The organism is Nonomuraea guangzhouensis, from assembly GCF_019396345.1.
Taxonomy (GTDB): domain Bacteria; phylum Actinomycetota; class Actinomycetes; order Streptosporangiales; family Streptosporangiaceae; genus Nonomuraea; species Nonomuraea guangzhouensis.
Window position 1 is genome coordinate 87,039 of record NZ_JAHKRM010000037.1, and the last position, 19,150, is coordinate 106,188.

The window sequence follows — 19,150 nt, forward strand, 5'->3', positions numbered from 1 at the left end:
GTCGCCGACCCGCTACACACTAGCCCGGCTACGAGGCTCCTGTCTCACTTGCGGTGTGAGAACACCCGGTTACACAGGGAACTTGGAGGTCAGGTGCAGACGTTCTTCTGCTTGTCCGCCGAGATCGTGCTGTTGGTGACGCTGTCGGGCAACTTGGTGACCTTGACCGACTTGAAGTCCTCGCCGATGATCAGCTGGATCACGGGCGGGTTCGCCGTCGCGGGGGTCGTCGAGGGCACCGGCACCGGAGAGGTGTAGGTGGAGGTGGTCGTCGGCTTGAGCTTGCCCGCCGTCGGAGCCGGCTTGGGCTGCATGGCCTTGACCAGCACGTCGCTGTACGCGGCGCCGTCGGTGGCCTTCTTGGCGTAGCGGACCTGGGTGGTCGGCTGGCTCTTGCCGTCGGTGGCCAGGTAGTTGCCCACGCCCGTGACCTTGAAGCCTTCCTTGCTCAGCAGGTCGGCGACCTCTTTGGCCTTGCCCTGCGTCGTCGTGCCGTTGAGCACCTGGACCTGGACCTGCTCCGGCTTGACGTTGATCTTGGGCGTGGAGGCGGCGGTCGACGCCGACGCCGCGGGTTCGGGCAGGTCGACGTCGCTCTTGATCGCGTTGAACAGATCGTTGGCGTCGGGCTGCTTCCAGATCACCCGGTTGGTGTCCTCCGGGTCCGGCTGCCACGGGATCGTGGTGAACTTGACCCCGCCCGCCGTCATCTTCTGCGCGCTGGTGGCGATCTCGATGAGCTGGGTGGTGTCGTTGGCCAGGTCCGGGTCCATCGTCACCGACTTGGCGGTGGCCTTGATGAAGTCCCTGAGCTTCCCGACATCGGTGAGCAGCTGGCTGCTGGTGGCCTTCTGCACGACCTTGCTCAGGAAGATCTGCTGGCGCTTGATCCGCTGGATGTCGCTGCCGTCACCGTAGTGGCGCAGCCGGACGTAGCCCAGCGCCTGCTCGCCGTTCAGGAGGCTCTTGCCCTTGGGTAGCGTCAGGTGGGAGTTCTTGTCGTTCACGCCGTTCGCCAGGCAGATCTGGATGCCGCCGAGCGCGTCGACGATGTTCTTGAAGCCGCTGAAGTCGACCTCGACGAAGTGGTCGACCCGGATGCCGGTGAGTGTCTCCAGCGTGGACATCGTGCAGGCGACGCCGCCCGAGCTGTACGCCGAGTTGATCATGTCGCGGCGCGGCGGCATCTCCTGCTTGGTGGTCTCGTTCTTGCACTTGGGGATCTGCACCATCGAGTCACGGGGGAAGCTGATGAGCCGCGCCTGGTCCCGGTTGGGCGAGATGTGCATCAGGATGATCGTGTCGGTGCGCTTGCCGCCCGCGTCGGCCGTCCTGGCGAGCTTCTGGCCGTATTGGGCGTTGCCCTTGCCCGCTCGGGTGTCGGAGCCGACCAGCAGCACGTTGAGCGCGCCGGTCTCCGGCGGCCGGGGGTTGATGATGTCCTTGTCGACGGGCCTCTGGTTGATGTTGCTGAAGGCGTCGCGGTAGAGCGTGTAGCCGGTCAGCGCGCCGGCGACCATGAGCGAGGTGGTCGCGATGCTGATCCAGGCCAGCACGCGCATCTTGTTGCCACCACCGTCACCGCCGCCGCGATGGCCGCGGGGTGGCAGGTCTTCGGGGGGCGGGGGAGGGGGAGAGGATGCCGCCGCCCGGCGCGACATCCGGCTGCCGGGCTGTGTCGAGGCGACCCTGCGGTCCTGCACGGACACGCTCCACTGGTCACTCATGCGCCCCCTCGCCTGGTCCGGTTGGCTCGGTCATTCTGCGCCACGAGACTAGGTCACGGACGGCGTACCCGCAGCCATGACGAAGAGAATCGACCGTGACCCGGACGTGATGTTACCGCGCAAAAGCATACTCAGACCTGGACATTTAGCGGAATATTCATCGTCAAACTCTTTACGGAGAGCGCGGGCCGACGCGGGTGGCCAGAGCCGCTGCCAGGCAGGCCAGGGGCACGGCCGGCAGGACGTACCGGTAGTCGAACTCCGCCACGGCCGGCGGTACGACCAGCAGCAGCACCGCCGTTGACCAGGGCAGCAACCACGGGGGCGGCTCGTCGGTCAGGACCGCGAGCCGGCGCCCGCCGGACAGCCGCCGCCTGATCGCCAGAGCGGGCGGGACGAGCAGGACGGCCAGCAGCACGGTGCCCGGCAGACGCCCGACATCCTGGTAGGCGCGCATCCAGCCGGCGTACGGCTCGACGACCTCGGTGCCGATCGGTCCCTGCTCGTAACGCTTGCCCAGGTCGACGCCGAGCTGCGCGGCCCACCGGCCCGGAGGCTGCGGCGAGACCGCGGGGAACTCGTAGTAGTCGTAGATCTCGTGGTCGGGGTAGACCGGGCGGCCCCAGACGAACGAACGGCCCAGCTCCGACAGCACGGAGGCGGCGTAGTCGAGCGGCTGCTTCCGGATGGCCAGCGAGGCGAACCGGCCCGCCAGCTCGTCGTTCTCCTCGGTGAACGTGATGTCGGGTAGCGCGACGAGCGGGGAGTCCTTGGCCCAGATGTACTCCTGCGAGGGCGGACGCCGCTCGGGCGGCCGGGGGTCGCAGAGCACCTTGAGGTCCGGCGGGGGCTCCATCTTCGCGCAGTCGGCGAACGACATCGTGCGGGCGTAGAGGAACGCGCCGTTCGCCCCGACGATGCCGACGCGGTGGTAGGTGGCGTAGAACCAGCCCCCGTACGCGATGACCGGCGCCAGCGCGGCCACCACCACGAGCCCGGCGAGCCCCACCCGCCTGCGCAGCAGGAACCAGGCCGCCGCGACCACGATCAGCGGCTGGCCGACGGTCCTGGTGAGCGTGGCGGCGGCCAGCAGCAGCCCGACGGCGATCACCACGGGCCGGTCGGCCAGGGTGAGCGCGATCGCGGCGACGACCAGGAACATGAAGAGCGCGTCCGAGACGAGCAGGTGCTCCAGCTCGATCTGGTAGGCGTCCAGCAGCACCGGCACCGTGGCCAGCGTCGCCGCCCATCTGGGCGCGCGGCGTGCGCACCAGTAGACCAGCACGCCGGTGGCCAGGCCGAGCAGGTGCTGTGCGGCGGTGATCGCGCCGAAGGAGTGGAACGGTTCGAGCGCCTTCATGAAGGCCGAGTAGCCGGCGGGGCGCACCAGGTCGGGGCGGGGGTGGAAGACGGTGACGACGTAGGTGTAGGAGTCGGGGAACCACAGGGCCGGGCGGTAGCCGAGCATCGTGACGACCCGCAGCGCGGCGCCCAGGGTCAGGACCGCCAGGAACCAGCCGTGCCGCCGCGCCAGTGCGGCCGCCCGGGCAGGGCTGGGCCTGGGTCTGGGCTCGGGCTCGCCGACGAGCGTCGTCTCCTCCACTCGTGCGTCCTCCCGCTTCACCGGCACGTCGCGTACGCTACCCGCGTTTCGCGTGATCCCGCGTAACCGCCGACCCGGAGCGCGCTGCCCGGGCTGTGGGCCCGCAGGATCACTGCGTTGCCTGCCCTGGGCCGCTTCGGGGTCGTCGCGCCGGCCGGGCTGAGGGCCCTTGGGGGCATCGCGCCGTTTCGGGCCGAAGGTGCTGTGGGATCGTCGCGCTGTCCGTGGGTTGGATACGCTCGCGATCACCGATGGGAATCGCCTGGCTGGACCGGACGCGTAGGCCGTCGGCGGGTCGGGTGCTCGCCGTGGTCTCGGTGCTGCCTGCCCTGGTCGTGGCCGGTTGGCTGCTCGCCGCGCTGCCGCTGCTGCTGGCCGGGTGGTATCGGCCGATGCCGGCGCTGGTGCTCGGGGCGGTGGTGATCGGGGGGCTCTGCTGGTTCGCTCTCCGCCGGTCGCTCAAGGTGGTCGAAGGGGCGACCGGGCGGCAGGTCGGCGCGGTCGTCGCCGTCGCGGTCGGGTCCGGTGTGTTCAACGCGATCATGCACAGCGAGCAGCTGATCGTCAGGCGTGACCCCGCCACGTACGCCCAGTACGCCACCTGGCTGGCCGGACACGGCTCGCTGCCGATCCCCGCGCAGGCGGAGGCGTTCGGCGGGGCCGATCCGGCGCTCATGTTCGAGAGCGTCGGGTTCTACGACGTCGACGGGTCGGTGGTGCCGCAGTTCATGCCGGGACCGCCGCTGCTGTTCGCCGTGGGTGACTGGCTCGGCGGGCTGCTGCTGACACCGGCCGTGCTCGGGGTGCTGGCCGTGCTCACGCTGGCGGGGGTGGTGGGCCGGCTGGTCGGCGGGCGCTGGGCGCCGGTGGCGGCGCTGGCCTTCGCGGTGAGCCTGCCGATCCTCTACACCTCACGGACCACCTTCAGCGAGATCCCCTCGCTGATCCTGCTGTTCGGCGGCCTGGCCCTGGTCCACGACGCCCTCTCCCGCGGGAGCGTCCAGCGCTGGGAGGGGGCGCTGGCCGGGCTGGTGTTCGGGCTGGCCGTGCTGGTCAGGATCGATGGGCTGCGTGACGTGCTGCCGGTCCTGGCCTTCGCCGGGGCGCTGATCGCCTGGCGGCGCCTCGGCAGCCCCCAGGGGGCGCTCGGGCCGCCGCTCCTGCTCGGGCTCGCGGTCGGCGCCGGGTTGGGGCTGCTGGCGGCGTACGTACTTGCGCGGCCGTATCTGTCCTATCTGTCCAGGTCGGTCAATCCGCTGCTGCTCATCTGCGCCGCCGTTCTCCTCCTCACCCTGGCCGGTACGCTCGCCGCCCCCCGGCTGGCCCGGATCCGGATACCCAGGTGGCTTCCGGACGTGGGGGCCGGGCTGGTGGTGCTGGTCATGGTCGGCCTGGCCGTGCGGCCGTGGCTGCAGACCGTGCGACGGGTGGCCACGACGTCGGAGGACGTGCTCACCGCCAAGTTCATCGAACAGACGCAGAAAGCCAACGGCATGCCCGTCGACGGGACCCGGCTCTACACGGAGCTGTCCCTGCACTGGGTGAGCTGGTACGTCGGCCTCCCCGTGATCGTCCTCGCCACGATCGCGGCGGCGGTGCTGGTGCGGGGGCTGCTCAGGAACGGTTCCCCGGCCGAATGGCTGCTGCCGCTGGCCGTCATCGGCTGGACCACGGTGACCACGCTGCTGCGCCCGGAGATCACCCCCGACCAGCCGTGGGCCGCCCGCCGCCTGGTCCCGGTGGTGATCCCGGGGCTGATCCTGCTGGCGGTCTGGGGCCTGGAGTGGGTGCGCAACCAGGCCATCCTCCGCAAGTACGGCCGATGGATCACCGCCGTGGGCACCGTGCTCATCCTGGTGCCCCCGGTCATCACGTCGATCGGGATCGCGTTCACCCCGGTGGGGCGGGGCGAGCGGGCGGCGGTCGAGGCGATGTGCGCGAAGATCCCGCCGAACGCCTCGGTGCTGATCGTCGAGCGGGTGACGGGCAACCGGTTCACCCAGCTCGTCCGCGGCATGTGCGGCCGACCGGCGGCGCAGGTCCGCGCCGTGTCCAATCCGGATACGGCGGACGAAGCCGACGTGCGCCGCATGATCGCTCGGGTTCGCGCCGCCGGCCGCGTTCCGGTCGTGCTGGCCGCCGAGGAGGGGCAGGTGGCCGCGTACGGCCCGAAGACGCAGGTCATGGCCCTGGTGACCCGGCAGGACGAGCGGTCCCTCGTCGACGCGCCGAACGGCACCTGGTCGCTCCGGATCAACGTGTGGATGGCCGTCGGCTGACCGCGTCGCCGACGGCAGGTGGACTCGGTTCCCGGCTGGGCAGAGTACCCTCGACGCACGTGAGCACGCCTGAGACCCCCCAGAGTGGATACGCCGTGGAAGAAGCGCCATACGTCACGATCGTCCTGCCCTGCTACAACGAGCAGGACCACGTCATCGACGAGGTCGAGCGGATCACCAAGGCGATGGACTCCAGCGGCTATACCTATGAGCTGGTGGCGGTCGACGACTGTTCCACCGACGAGACGCTGGCCAGGCTGCATGAGGCCGCGCCCCGGTTCGACAATCTGCGGATCCGCGCGTTCCATCGCAACGGCGGGGCGGGCACCGTGCGCCGCATCGGCTCGCAGGAGGCCAGAGGCGAGATCGTCGTCTGGACCGACGCCGACATGACCTACCCCAACGAGCGGATCCCCGAGCTGGTCCAGATCCTGGAGAAGGACGCGACCGTCGACATGGTCGTCGGCGCCCGCACGTCCGAGGAGGGGTCGCACAAGCTGCTGCGCGTCCCGGCCAAGTGGGTGATCCGCAAGGTGGCGGAGCAGCTCGCCGGGCAGAAGATCCCCGACCTCAACTCCGGGTTGCGCGCGTTCCGCAGGACGGTGGCCAAGCCCTACCTGCGGCTGCTGCCGCCCGGGTTCTCCTGCGTCACGACGATCACGCTGTCGTTCCTGTCGAACCAGCACGACGTCTACTACCTGCCGATCGGCTACGCCAAGCGGGCGGGCAAGTCGAAGTTCAGCTTCGTGTCCGACGCCTACCGCTACATCCTGCAGGTGCTGCGGATGATCATGTACTTCAACCCGCTCAAGGTGCTCATGCCGCCCGCGTTGTGGCTGGTGGGGATCGGGTTCGTCAAGGGGATCTGGGACATGATCCAGCACCCGTTCTACTTCCCGGCCAACACCGTCATGATCTTCCTGTCGGGGCTGCTCATCGGATCCGTGGCACTGCTGGCCGACCTGATCGTGCGCTCGCGGGGCGAATAGCGTGCGCATCGCCATCATCGGCCCCACCTACCCGTACAAGGGGGGCGGGGCGCAGCACACCACCGAGCTGGCACACCGGCTGACGGCGCTCGGCCACGACGTGGTGATCGAGTCGTGGCGGGCCCAATACCCGGCGTTCCTCTACCCGGGCCAGCAGACGATCTCCGCACCCGAGGGCACCCCCTACCCCAAGACGCTGCGCCGGCTCGACTGGCGCAACCCCGGCGGCTGGGTGGCGTGCGGACGCCGGCTGCGCTCGGCCGACCTGGTGATCCTGGCCGTCCTGAGCCCGGTGCAGGTCCCGGCCTATCTCGGCATCCTGTACGGCCTGGGCAGGAAGGCCAAGACGGTCGCCCTGTGCCACAACGTGCTGCCGCATGAGCGCAAGCCGTACGACAGGCCGTTGATGAAGACGCTGCTCAACCGGGTCGACGCGGTGCTGACCCACTCCGACGAGCAGGCGGCGCTGGCGGCCTCCCTGAGTGACCGGCCGGTGAGTGTGGCCGGGCTGCCGCCGCACCTGCCGTCCACGACCGGGGAGCGCTCCGCCGAGGTGCACGGGCGGCTGCTGTTCTTCGGCATGGTCCGGCCGTACAAGGGGCTCGACCTGCTGATGCGTGCCCTGCCGGAGGGGGTCGGGCTGACCGTGGCGGGGGAGTTCTGGGGTGGGCTCGACGGCACCCGGGCATTGATCGATGAGCTGGGCATCGCGGACCGGGTGGAGCTGCGGCCCGGTTACGTGGCCGCCGAGGACGTGCCGAAGTTGTTCGCCGCCGCCGACGCGCTCGTCCTGCCGTACCGTAGCGCGACCGCCAGCCAGAACGTCTGGCTGGCCCACGAGCACGGCGTGCCGGTGATCGCGACCCGCGTCGGCGCGCTCGCCGACCACGTGACGGACGGCGTCGACGGGCTGCTGGTCGAGCCGGACGACGTCGAGGTGCTCAACCGGGCGATCAAGCGGTTCTACGCGCCGGGTGAGCCCGAACGGTTGCGGTCGGGCGTCAAGGCGGTCGATCCGGAGCCGTTCTGGTCGGCGTATTCGGCGGTGCTCCTCGACGCCTGACGGCCCAGCAGGAACGCGATGCCCGCGGCGACGGCGTCGCCCAGGGTGAACGCCAGCCGCGACACCACCGCGACCGCGTAGGACGGGCCGTCGCCGATCAGCGGCCGGAGCACGAGGATCATGGCGCCCTCGCGCACCCCGACCCCGGCGGGCACCACGAACGTCAGCAGCCCGGTGGCCCAGGCGAACGCGTAGGCCCCGGTCGCGACCACGTAGAGGTCCCACCTACCGGACAGCAGCCAGGTGTGCAGGCCGTACACGAACCAGCCGAGCGCGGTCCAGGCCACCGCGACCAGCACGGTACGGCCGGGCAGCACGCTTTCGAGCGGTTCCTTGCGCGCCAGGCGCAGGGCCAGATTGAGACCCCAGGTGAGCACCTTGGGATGCAGGCAGACGATGATCACGGGGACGATCAGCAGCAGGTACCACGCCTGGCGCACGGCCTGCTGCGTCGCCAGCGTCGCGGCCGCGATCGAGAGCGCGACCCCCAGGTTGATCACCAGGGACAGCGAGATGCAGGCGAACGTCCGGCGCGGCGGGCTGCCGTGGTCACGGCCGAGGTCCATCATCGCCGCGTACGCCCAGACCGAGCCGGGGATGTACTTGCCGAGCTGGCCCACGAACATGATCCGCCCGGTCACCCGCAGCGGCAGCGGCGACCCGAGCCCGGCCAGCACCTTCCGCCAGGCCAGCAGCATGCAGAACTGCCCGGCCAGCACCGCGGCGAACGCCCCGAGCACCGCCCAGGGCGACAGCGCGGTCACGGCCGCGATGGTCTCATCCCAGTTCCTGGCCAGTCCGTACCCGAGGAAACCGAGCGCGACCAGCGCGAGGAAGACGCGCAGCAGGCGGCGGAGCATTGGCCAAGGTTAACCGCGGTCGACTGCGCACACCAGACGACGGCGCCGCCTCTCACACGCGGGTACTGTTGGGCGGCGTGGGTAAGGAACGGGTCGCACAGTTGGAGTACTCCGAGTTCCAATCGGCGATGCTCGACGAGGAGAAGCGCCGGCGCAAGGCCGCGAAGATCATCGCGGTGGTGGAGCACTTCCACGGCTCGCTCGGCGGGCTGACCGTCGGCGACGTCGGCTGCTCGGCCGGGTTCATCGCCGACGAGCTGGCCGGGGCGGGGGCCAAGCACACGCTGGGCATCGACATCGACGTCCCCGGGCTGAGCAAGGCGGCCGACCGGTTCGGCGAGCGGGTGGCGTTCGTCTGCGGCGACGGCACCGGGCTGCCGTTCCCTGACGGCTCGGTCGACGTGCTGGTGTTCAACCACATCTACGAGCACGTGGTCGACCCCGACGCCGTGGTGGCCGAGATGCACCGCGTGCTGTCCGACGACGGCGTGCTCTACCTGGGGCTGGGCAACCGGCTCGGCATCATCGAGCCGCACTACAAGCTGCCGTTCCTGTCGTACCTGCCGCCCGCGCTCGCCGACCGCTACGTGCGCGCCTCCGGTCGCGCCGACAACTACTACGAGCGCTTCCGCACCCGGCGTGGGCTGCGCAGGATGCTGCGGGCCTTCCACGTGTGGGACTACACCTTCCCGGTGCTGGCGACGCCGACCCGGTTCGCCGGGTCCGAGCTGTTCCCGGGCGCGCTCGGGCGCCTGGTGCAGGCCGTGCTCGCACGCACGCCGCGCGCGGTGCTGCGGCTGCTCCTGCCGATCGTGCCTACCTACCTGTGGGTGGCGACGAAGACGCCCCGGCGCCCGGCCGGTGCCGATCTTCCGCAGCCGCCCGAGCGGGTCCGCCCGCTGTGAGCACCATCACACCCGGTACGTCAGGCAAGGCACCCGTTGTGCGGAAGGTCGTGCGGTTCGGGTTCCTGCTGGTCGCACTCGGGTTCGGTGTGTGGGCCGTGGCGTCGCAGTGGGACGCCGTGGTCGCCGGGTTCGCCCGGCTGAGCTGGCCGCTGCTCGCCGCCTCGCTGGCCGGCGTCGTGGGCGCGCTGCTGGGCGCCATGATGACCTGGCGCACGCTGCTGGCCGACCTGGGCTCGCCGCTGCCCCTTCGCTCCGCCGCCAAGGTGTTCTTCGTCGGCCAGCTCGGCAAGTACATCCCCGGCGCCGTCTGGCCCGTGCTCGCCCAGATGGAGATGGGCCGCGACCTCGGTGTGCCACGCCCGCGCAGCGCGGCGGCGTTCTTCCTGACGATGCCGATCCAGCTGGCCACCGGCCTGCTCGTCACGCTGGTCACGCTCGGCTGGGACCGGTTCGGCTGGCTGCTGCTGCTCGTCCCCGTGCTGCTGGTGCTGCTGGAGCCCAAGGTGATCAACGGGCTGATCGGGTTCGGCCTGCGCCGGCTCAAGCGCGAGCCGCTCGAACACCCGCTCACCCGGCGCGGCATGCTCACCGCGCTCGGCTGGGCCCTGGCCGGCTGGGTCTGCTACGGCCTGCACCTGTACTTCATCGTGCCGCAGGCCGGCCTGCTCTTCGCCATCGGCGCCTTCGCGCTGTCGTGGTGCCTGGGCATCATGTCGGTCGTCGTGCCCGCCGGGGCCGGTGTTCGGGAAGTGGTCATCGTGGGCGTGCTGTCCCCGGTGATGCCCTCGGGTCAGGCCATCGCCGTGGCTCTTTCATCGCGAATCGTCATCGTCATTGGTGACCTGATCTGCGCGGGTATGGCGGGAATCGCGGCTCGGCGCGACTCGGTGTGATTTAGGCCACGAATTGGGGGAGGCTGGTCATAAGCTGAACCTAGAGGGGGATGACAAAGTCCCACGTTGATCTTGAGGGGAGAAGATCTTCGTAATGCCTCGAGTGCTCGTCGATGCCGCGGCGGTCCCCGCAGACCGCGGTGCGTTGATCAGATATGTGGACGGGCTCGTCGCCGGGCTCGACCGGGCCGGTGCCGACCTCGCCGTGGTCTGCCAGCGGGCGGACGCCGACCGTTATGGGCGGCTTGCGCCCTCGGCGCGGATCATGCCGGGCCCGGTCGCCATCACCAACCGGGCCGCCAGGCTCGCCTGGGAGCAGACCGGAGTGCCGCTGCTCGCCCGCCAGGCGGGGGCGCAGGTCATCCACGCCCCCTACTACTCGATGCCGATCCGCGCGGGCCTGCCCACTGTGGTGACCGTGCACGACGTCACCTGGTTCACCGAGCCCGACCAGCACAGCGCGGTCCGGGCGTCGTTCTTCCGGTCCGCCACCCGCACCTCCGTACGTCACGCCACCCGCGTGATCGTGCCGTCCAAGGCGACGAGGGACGAGCTGGTCCGGGTGCTCGCCGCTGATCCGACCCGCATCGACGTCGCCTACCACGGTGTCGACCAGCAGCTCTTCCACCCGCCGGACGAGATCGAGATGCTCCGCGCGGCCACCAGGTGCGGCCTGCACGGTCAGTCGTACGTGGCCTTCCTGGGCACGCTCGACCCGCGCAAGAACGTGCCAAACCTCATCCGCGGCTTCGCCATGGCCGTCAAGAGCCTCGACAAGCCGCCCGCGCTGGTGCTCGGCGGCGGGGTCCACGAGGATGACGTCGACGCCGCCTGCCGGGAGGTCGAGGCCACGGTCAAGGTGGTGCGGCCGGGTTACCTGCGCGTTCCTGACCTGCCGGGGTTCCTCGGCGGGGCGGCCGTGGTGGCGTTCCCGTCGCGCGGCGAGGGCTTCGGGCTGCCCGTGCTGGAGGCGATGGCCTGCGGCGCGCCGGTGCTCACCACGCACCGCACCTCGCTGCCCGAGGTGGGCGGCGACGCCGTTGCCTACACCGAGCCCGACGCCGACAGCATCGCCAGTGAGCTGGGCCGGCTGCTCGCCTCCCCCGAACGGCGGCGGCAGCTCCGCGAGGCCGGTCTGGCCAGGGCCCGCGAATTCACCTGGCAGGCGTCCGTGGAGGCGCATCTCAGTTCTTATCAACGCGCAATTGAATAGTCAGATAACCTCACCGAGTGATGGAGAGCTCTTTGCCGGACCTCGAGGCGATCCTCCTGGTCGGGGGGCAGGGCACGCGCCTGCGTCCGCTGACACTGGGCACGCCCAAGCCGCTGTTGCCCACCGCCGGAGTGCCGTTCCTGGCACACCAGCTGGCCCGGGCCCGATCCTTCGGGGTTCGCCGGATCGTCTTCGCGACCTCGTACAAAGCATCGATGTTCGAGCCGGTCTTCGGCGACGGGTCCGCGTTCGGGCTCTCGATCGAATACATGACGGAGGAGACGCCGCTCGGCACCGGCGGGGCGATCCGCAATGCCGCCGAGGCGCTCGGCTCGGGTCCCGACGACCCCGTGCTCATCCTCAACGGCGACATTCTGTCGGGTCATGACATCGGTGACCAGATACGCACTCACCTGCGGCGATCTGCCGCTGTAACGCTCCATTTGACAGAGGTCGACGACCCGACCCGGTTCGGCTGCGTGCCCACCGACGACGACGGGCGGGTGACGGCCTTCCTGGAGAAGACGCCCAACCCGGTGACCAACCGCATCAACGCGGGCTGCTACGTGTTCACCCGCTCGGTCATCGACCAGATCCCCCGGGGCGAGGTCGTGTCGGTCGAGCGGCAGACCTTCCCGGGGCTCATTGAGTCGGGCGAGCTCGTGCTGGGCTACGCCGACCGCACCTACTGGCTCGACGTCGGCACGCCCGCCGCCTTCGTCCGCGGCTCACGCGACCTGGTGCTCGGCCGGCTGGCCTCGCCTGCCCTGCCCGGCCCGACGGGCGAATACCTGGTGCTCGACGGCGCGGTGGTCTCGCCGGAGGCCAAGGTGCAGGGCGGCTCCACGGTGGGCGCGCGGGCCGTGGTCGAGGCGGGGGCCTCGGTGATGGGCAGCGTGCTGAGCGACGACTGCGTGATCCACTCGGGCGCGACCGTCACGGACTCGGTGGTGGGCCGGGGGGCGCGGGTGTGCGCGGGGGCGGTGGTGTGCGACGCGGTGATCGGTGACGGCGCGGTGGTGGGCGCGGGCAACGAGCTCCAGGCGGGGGTGCGGATCTGGCCGGGCATCGAGCTGCCTGAGCGTGCTGTCCGTTATTCGAGCGACGTCTAACCCAATTTTTTTCCTGTACGGCAAGCGGTGGGCACCCGCCACCCGCCGTACAGGGCTGGGGGCCTCCAGGAATACGGCCGCTGAGCCCGCACGCGGCCGGGCGCCGATACGCGCGCCCGTGACAGGGACCCCCGGCACCCCGAGGCGGACGGGCCCCTGGCGCCCCGAGGCGGGCTCGGGCGGCGCCTCATGACGGGCCCGGGCACCCGGAGGTGGAATCGGGCGGCAGACTGGTCGGGTGATGGAGCGTTGGTGGGTGCCTGAGGGGGCGCTGGATGTGGGTCTCGTGTTGGGGCCGCACCGGCGTGGCACCGGTGACCCGACCTGGCGGGCCACGCATGACGGTGCCGTCTGGCGCACCTCCCGTACCCCCGATGGGCCCGGCACGCTGCGGGTGAGCGTGCGGACGGGCAGTGTGTGCGGACAGGCATGGGGGCCGGGCGCCGAGTGGCTGCTTGAGGAGCTGCCCGCGCTGCTCGGGGCCGAGGACGACGCGTCGGGGTTCAGCGTCCGGCACGCTGTGCTGGAGGACGTGGCCAGGAAGCACGCGGGGCTGCGGATCGGCAGGACCGGCCGGGTCATGGAGGCGCTGGTGCCTGCCGTGCTCGAACAGAAGGTCGTCGGGCGTGAGGCCTGGCGGGCCTGGCGGTGGTTGCTGAACCACTACGGGGAGCCCGCCCCGGGACCCGCGCCCGAAGGGATGCGGGTCGTGCCCGAGGCGAGTGTGTGGCGGGCGGTGCCCTCCTGGCACTGGCACAAGGCCGGCGCCGAGGCCGTACGCGCCAGGACCATCGCCACCGCCGCCTGGCACGCCGCCAAGCTGGAGGCCGCCGCCACCAGTGAGGAGCTCGACCGACTGCTGCGGGCCCTGCCGGGGATCGGGGTGTGGACGTCGGCGGAGGTGCGTCAGCGGGCCTTCGGTGATCCCGACGCCGTGAGCGTGGGCGACTTCCACCTGGCCAAGCTGGTGGGCTACGCGCTGACCGGCGAGAAGACCGACGATCCGGGCATGCTGCGGCTGCTGGAGCCGTACAAGGGGCACCGGCACCGGGCGACCGTCCTGATCTACCTCACCGGGCTGCGCCCGCCCGCGCGTGGTCCGCGCATGCCAGTCCGCGACTACCGGGCCTTCTGACCTGCCCTAGGTGCGGGCCGCGAACTCAGCCCACGTAGTGTGCCCGTTATGAGTCTCGTCAGTGAATCCGCACTTCGCCGTGCTCTCGCCCGGGCCCGCGATGGCAAGACCCTCGACGTCGCCGAGGCCGCCGTGCTGCTCCACGCCCGCGATGAACACCTTGACACGCTGCTCGAACACGCCTCGCGAGTCCGTGATGCCGGGTTGACGGCGATCGGTCGGGAGGGGGTCATCACCTACAGCAGGAAGGTGTTCATCCCGCTGACCAGGCTTTGCCGGGACCGTTGTGGTTACTGCACGTTCGCGACCGCGCCGAACAAGTTGCCCGCGCCGTTCCTGAGCCCCGACGAGGTGCTGGAGATCGCCAGGCAGGGTGCGGCGATGGGGTGCAAGGAGGCGCTGTTCACGCTGGGGGACCGGCCCGAGGACCGCTGGCACCAGGCCCGCGAGTGGCTCGACGCGCACGGTTACGACGACACGCTGTCGTACGTACGCGCGATGTCGATCAGGGTGCTCGAGGAGACAGGGCTGCTCCCGCACCTGAACCCCGGCGTGCTGAGCTGGCGCGACCTGCAGCGGCTCAAGCCGGTCGCGCCGTCGATGGGCATGATGCTGGAGACGACCTCGCGGCGGCTGTTCGAGGAGAAGGGGGCCGCCCACTACGGCTCTCCCGACAAGGACCCGGCGGTACGCCTGCGCGTGCTGGAGGACGCGGGCCGCTCGAACGTGCCGTTCACCACCGGGATCCTGATCGGCATCGGCGAGACCATCGAGGACCGGGCCGAGTCGATCTTCGCGATCCGGCGGGTGGCGCGCGAGTACGGCGGTGTCCAGGAGGTCATCGTGCAGAACTTCCGCGCCAAGCCCCACACCGCCATGCGCGGCCTGCCCGACGCCGACCTGCAGGAACTGGCCGCCACGATCGCGGTCGCCCGGCTCGTGCTGGGGCCCCGGGTGCGGCTGCAGGCGCCGCCCAATCTGGTCGACGCGGAGTACGAGCTGATGATCCGGGCGGGGATCGACGACTGGGGCGGGGTGTCTCCGCTGACGCCCGACCACGTCAACCCGGAACGGCCATGGCCGCAGATCGACGACCTGGCGGCGCGGACCAGGGAGGCGGGGTTCGTGCTGCGGGAGCGGCTGACGATTTATCCGGAATATGTGTTGGCGGGGGAGCCTTGGCTGGATCCTCGGCTGTTCGGGCATGTGGCGGCGTTGGCGGATCCGGTCACCGGGCTGGCTCGGGAGGACGCGGTGTTGCGGGGGCTTCCCTGGCAGGAGCCCGATGGGGGATTCGCGGCTTCGGGGCGGGTGGACCTGCACGTCGAAGTGGACACCTTGGGCCGGACCAATGATCGGCGGGACGACTTCGACAACGTCTACGGCGACTGGGAGGCACTGCGCGAACGCCTGGATCCCGCCGCACGCATTGCGCCGCCCACCGCCGACCACCTCCTCGCCGCACCGGCGCCGGGAGAGCGGGCCGCCGTACCGGATCAGGGAGAGCAGGCCGTACCCGCTCCCGGGCAGGGGGAGCACGCCGCGCGGGCGACCGGCGGGCACACGCCGTCTGAAGTGCGGGCGGCGTTGCGGCGGGCGGAGGCGGATCCGGCCGGGTTGAGTGAGGCCGAGGCCGTGGCGTTGCTGTCGGCCGACGGCGGCGCGCTCGACGAGCTGGCCCGTATCGCCGACGACCTGCGCCGGCAAGCGGTCGGCGACGAGGTGACGTACGTCGTCAACAGGAACATCAACTTCACCAACGTCTGCTACACCGGCTGCCGCTTCTGCGCGTTCGCCCAGCGCAGGACCGATGCCGACGCCTACACGCTGAGCCTCGACCAGGTGGCCGACCGCGCCGAGGAGGCGTGGCGGGCCGGGGCGACCGAGGTGTGCATGCAGGGCGGCATCCACCCCGACCTTCCGGGCACCGCCTACTTCGACCTCGCCAAGGCGGTCAAGGCCAGGACGCCGGGCATGCATGTGCACGCGTTCTCCCCGATGGAGGTCATCAACGGCGCCAGCCGGACGAACCTCTCCATCGAGGACTGGCTGCACGCCGCCAAGGAGGCGGGCGTCGACTCGCTGCCGGGCACGGCGGCGGAGATCCTCGACGACGACGTCCGCTGGGTGCTCACCAAGGGCAAGCTGCCCACCAGGGAGTGGATCGACGTCATCACCACCGCGCACCGGGTGGGCATCCCGACCACGTCCACGATGATGTACGGCCACGTGGACACCCACGTCCACTGGGTCAGGCACATCAAGCTGATCAGGCGGCTGCAGGAGGAGACCGGCGGATTCTCGGAGTTCGTGCTGCTGCCGTTCGTGCACACCAGCTCGCCGATCTACCTGGCGGGCGTCGCCCGGCCGGGGCCGACCGCGCAGGAGAACCGGGCCGTGCACGCGCTGGCCAGAATCCTGCTGCACGGCGCCATCGCGAACATCCAGTGCTCCTGGGTCAAGCTCCAGGACGACCTGTGCCACCAGGTGCTCCAGGGCGGGGTGAACGACCTCGGCGGCACGCTGATGGAGGAGACCATCAGCCGCATGGCCGGGTCGGAGAACGGCTCGTACAAGACGATCAGCGAGCTGCGCGCGATGGTCGAGGTCACCGGCCGGCCGGTCAGGCAGCGGACGACGGAGTACGGCCACCCGGACGGCGAGCGGCTGGCCGCGTCGGCGGCGAGCGACGGTGTCTGCCAGAGCGTCAGGCGGGTACTCCCAATGGCTTAGATATAACAAGTTCTACCGACTCTTGCGCCAGTCGTGGGCGGCGCTGGGAGAATCGGCAGTCCCCGGAGAGAGGTGCACCGTGCGGCTGGGTCGACACCGCGCAGCGCTGCCAGCCGAGCAGCGCCGCAGGAAGGCACTGCAACGCGGCCTGCTGGCGGGGGCGGCGGCGCTGGCCATCGTCACCGCCACCGTGGTCGTGATCTTCGGCGGGGGTGGCGCGCTGTGCTCGACACGAGAGCCTGTTCTGGTCAGCGTGGCCGCCGCGGTGGACGTGGCTCCGGCGGCCATGGAGGCGGCCGGACGGTTCAACGACGAGAAGAACACGGTCGGCAGCCGGTGCGTGCTCGTCCAGGTCACCGAGCAGCCCCCGGCCACCGTGCTGCGCACGCTGATCGGCGACCGGGCGGGTGTGCTGCGCGAGCGGCCGGACGGCTGGATCGCCGACTCCTCCGCCTGGATCCGGCTGGCCCGCAAGCAGGGCGCGAGCGCGTTACCGGCGGGTGAGAGCGTGGTGGCGACGTCGCCGCTGGTGTTCGCCACGCGGTCCTCGCTGGCGCAGCGCTTCTCCGTCGGCAAGACCGAGATGAACTGGCGGATGGTCTTCCCCTCGACCGTACGGGGGCGGCTCACGCCCAACGCGAACGAGCCCGACATCGTGCGGGTGCCCGACCCGTCGCTGGCCGGCGCGGGCATCGCCACGGTCGCCGCCGCCAGGGACGTCGTGGGCAACGGGCCCGAGGCCGACAAGGCGCTGACCGCGTTCGTCCGCTGGGCGCAGGCGGGCTCGGCGCCCGACTACCGCTCGATGCTGGCCGCCGTGGACGACCACACGTTCTGGAAGCGGCCGGTGGTCATCGTGCCCGAGCAGTCGGTGTGGACGCACAACCGGCAGGCCTCGGCCGACCCGGTCGTCGCGCTGCGCCCGCGCGAGGGCACGATCAACCTCGACTACCCGTACGTCGTCACCGCCACCGACCCCACGGTCGCCGAGGCCTCGACCCTCTTCGCCGACTGGCTGCGCGGCTCCGAGGCCCAGGATCTCGTACGGCGGGCCGGGTTCCACTCGGGCGACGGCACGCTGGGCCCGGTCTCGCCGGGGCCGGAGATCCCGACGGGCACCCCGAAGACCAGGCCCTCGGTCTCGCCCGAGGACATCGACGAGGCCCTGCAGGCATGGAGCAGGCTGGCGCCGCCGACGAACATCCTGGTGCTGGCCGACACCTCCAAGCACATGGCCGAGAAGCTGAAGAACACCACTCGGCTGGGCGTCGCGCTGGCCGCGGCCAAGACCGGGTTACGGCTCTTCCCCGACTCCACGCACATGGGGTTGTGGGAGTTCGCCGACGGGCTCGGGCAGGCCAAGGGCTACCAGCCGCGCGTCGGGCTCGGGCCGATCAACCGCCCCGAGACCGGCCAGCTGGTCCGCAGGAGCGTGCTCGACGAGCTCACCACCACGATCACCGCGCATCCCGACCGCGACAGCTCGCTCTATGACGCGATACTCGGCGGCTTCCACGAGGTCGCCGCCCACTATCGCGAGGAGATGAACAACACGCTCCTGGTGATCACCGCGGGCAAGGACGACGGCCGCGGCACCAGGCTGCCGCAGCTTCTCGACAAGCTCCACCAGGAGTGGAACCCCAACAAGCCCATCCAGATCGTCATCATCGCCTTCGGCAATGTGGACCGGGCCAGCCTGTCCGGCATCACGGCCGCCACGAACGGCTCCCTGCACGTCGCCCAGCAGCCCGACGAGATCATCGACGTCTTCCTCGCCGCGCTGGCCCGCCGCTTGTGCCACCCCACCTGCAAGCCAAGCACGTGACGAGGGGGCGCCGGGACCCCGGCGCCCCCTCGTCGGTGGGCTAGAGGCGCTGCCAGAGCGCGGGCACGTTCGGCGGCTCCCAGCCGGGGAGCGAGGTGTGCGCCTGGATGCACTTGTACGACAGCCCGGCGTAGGTGACCACCGCGCCCACCGAGTACGCGACATTCGGCGCCCAGGTGCCGCTCGGCACGGTCGGGGTCGGGGTCGGCGTGGGAGTCGGCGTGGGGGTCGGCGTCGGTGTGGGGGTCGGGGTCCCGCCTCCTCCGCCGAACTTCAGGTCGACGCAGGCGTAGAAGGCGTTGGGCGTGTCGGCGACGTTCCAGATCGCCAGGACCTTCTGCCGGCCGGTGTAGCCGGCGAAGTTCACGGTGTGGGAGAGCGTCGCCGGTGGCTGGGCGCCTCCCTGGTTGAACGAGGCGACCTTGGTGTTGCCGATGTAGTACTCCCAGGTGCTGGTGGCGTGCCTGGCGGTGAGCGTCCAGTTGAAGGTCACCGTGTTGCTGACCGACGTGACGGGCCAGGGCTTGCTCTCGTCGCTGAGCTGGGCGAACCGGGCGACATTGCCGTGGCAGTTACGCAGCCCCTTCGGTCCTTCCACGCTCTGCGGCTCGTAGATGATCTCGCCGCAGTCGGGCACCTTGCCCTGCGCGCAGAACGCCTGGCGGCTGGGCGGTGAGTTGATGTAGCCGTGCGCCAGGGCCGGCTGGGCGACGAAGACCGTGGCGGCGATCGAGATCACCGCCACGGTGAGTAACGTGAGCATCCTTCGCATGGATTGCTCCTTTACATGGGGGGATGCTCCGAATGTAA

The 19,150-nt window shown here is 70.6% G+C and carries 14 protein-coding genes; 10 read left to right on the forward strand and 4 right to left on the reverse strand.

From position 1 onward, the window contains the following. Positions 1 to 89: 89 nt before the first annotated feature. Together KME78_RS51815 and KME78_RS51820 are read right to left on the reverse strand one after the other, a co-directional pair. The gene (locus KME78_RS51815; protein ID WP_219537408.1) at positions 90 to 1,727 is read right to left on the reverse strand and encodes an LCP family protein; all 1,638 of its coding nucleotides are present in this window, start codon (positions 1,725 to 1,727) and stop codon (positions 90 to 92) included. Positions 1,728 to 1,899: 172 nt separating this feature from the next. After that, the gene (locus tag KME78_RS51820) at positions 1,900 to 3,357 is read right to left on the reverse strand and encodes a glycosyltransferase family protein (RefSeq protein ID WP_308127448.1); all 1,458 of its coding nucleotides are present in this window, start codon (positions 3,355 to 3,357) and stop codon (positions 1,900 to 1,902) included. A 224-nt stretch (positions 3,358 to 3,581) separates the two neighbouring features. Here KME78_RS51820 and KME78_RS51825 point away from each other — a divergent pair, with 224 nt between their 5' ends. The 3 genes from KME78_RS51825 (at position 3,582) to KME78_RS51835 (ending at position 7,661) form a co-directional block, all read left to right on the forward strand. Then, positions 3,582 to 5,609, forward strand: coding sequence for a glycosyltransferase family 39 protein (locus KME78_RS51825; protein WP_219537409.1), 2,028 nt, complete (start codon positions 3,582 to 3,584; stop codon positions 5,607 to 5,609). Between the two features lie 95 nt (positions 5,610 to 5,704). After that, positions 5,705 to 6,598, forward strand: coding sequence for a glycosyltransferase family 2 protein (locus KME78_RS51830; protein ID WP_308127449.1), 894 nt, complete (start codon positions 5,705 to 5,707; stop codon positions 6,596 to 6,598). Between the two features lies 1 nt (position 6,599). Beyond that, positions 6,600 to 7,661 carry a glycosyltransferase family 4 protein gene (locus KME78_RS51835; RefSeq protein WP_219537411.1) on the forward strand — a complete coding sequence of 354 codons (1,062 nt, stop codon included), beginning with the start codon at positions 6,600 to 6,602 and terminating at the stop codon, positions 7,659 to 7,661. Here the strand turns inward: KME78_RS51835 and KME78_RS51840 are convergent. Beyond that, the gene (locus KME78_RS51840; protein ID WP_219537412.1) at positions 7,562 to 8,521 is read right to left on the reverse strand and encodes a lysylphosphatidylglycerol synthase domain-containing protein; all 960 of its coding nucleotides are present in this window, start codon (positions 8,519 to 8,521) and stop codon (positions 7,562 to 7,564) included. The genes KME78_RS51835 and KME78_RS51840 overlap by 100 nt on opposite strands. Positions 8,522 to 8,598: 77 nt before the next feature. Here KME78_RS51840 and KME78_RS51845 point away from each other — a divergent pair, with 77 nt between their 5' ends. From KME78_RS51845 to KME78_RS51875, 7 genes are all read left to right on the forward strand, one after another. Further along, on the forward strand, positions 8,599 to 9,426 hold the full coding sequence (locus KME78_RS51845) for a class I SAM-dependent methyltransferase (protein ID WP_219537413.1): 828 nt from the start codon (positions 8,599 to 8,601) through the stop codon (positions 9,424 to 9,426). Positions 9,427 to 9,464: 38 nt separating this feature from the next. Beyond that, positions 9,465 to 10,322: a lysylphosphatidylglycerol synthase domain-containing protein gene (locus KME78_RS51850; RefSeq protein WP_219537414.1), complete on the forward strand. Its 858-nt coding sequence runs from the start codon at positions 9,465 to 9,467 to the stop codon at positions 10,320 to 10,322. Positions 10,323 to 10,416: 94 nt separating this feature from the next. After that, a complete protein-coding gene (locus tag KME78_RS51855) occupies positions 10,417 to 11,535 on the forward strand; it encodes a glycosyltransferase family 4 protein (RefSeq protein ID WP_246654302.1) in 1,119 nt (372 codons plus the stop codon). 32 nt (positions 11,536 to 11,567) lie between these two features. After that, positions 11,568 to 12,647 (forward strand): mannose-1-phosphate guanylyltransferase, encoded by a 1,080-nt coding sequence (gene manB / locus KME78_RS51860; RefSeq protein WP_246654308.1) that lies wholly within the window; start codon positions 11,568 to 11,570, stop codon positions 12,645 to 12,647. A gap of 241 nt (positions 12,648 to 12,888) precedes the next feature. Beyond that, on the forward strand, positions 12,889 to 13,782 hold the full coding sequence (locus tag KME78_RS51865; protein ID WP_219537449.1) for a DNA-3-methyladenine glycosylase family protein: 894 nt from the start codon (positions 12,889 to 12,891) through the stop codon (positions 13,780 to 13,782). A gap of 48 nt (positions 13,783 to 13,830) precedes the next feature. Further along, a complete protein-coding gene (locus tag KME78_RS51870) occupies positions 13,831 to 16,515 on the forward strand; it encodes a bifunctional FO biosynthesis protein CofGH (RefSeq protein WP_219537415.1) in 2,685 nt (894 codons plus the stop codon). Positions 16,516 to 16,594: 79 nt separating this feature from the next. Then, positions 16,595 to 18,340: a substrate-binding and VWA domain-containing protein gene (locus tag KME78_RS51875; RefSeq protein WP_308127450.1), complete on the forward strand. Its 1,746-nt coding sequence runs from the start codon at positions 16,595 to 16,597 to the stop codon at positions 18,338 to 18,340. 40 nt (positions 18,341 to 18,380) lie between these two features. Here KME78_RS51875 and KME78_RS51880 read toward each other — a convergent pair whose 3' ends face one another. Further along, positions 18,381 to 19,112 (reverse strand): lytic polysaccharide monooxygenase, encoded by a 732-nt coding sequence (locus tag KME78_RS51880; RefSeq protein ID WP_219537416.1) that lies wholly within the window; start codon positions 19,110 to 19,112, stop codon positions 18,381 to 18,383. Positions 19,113 to 19,150: the final 38 nt, after the last annotated feature.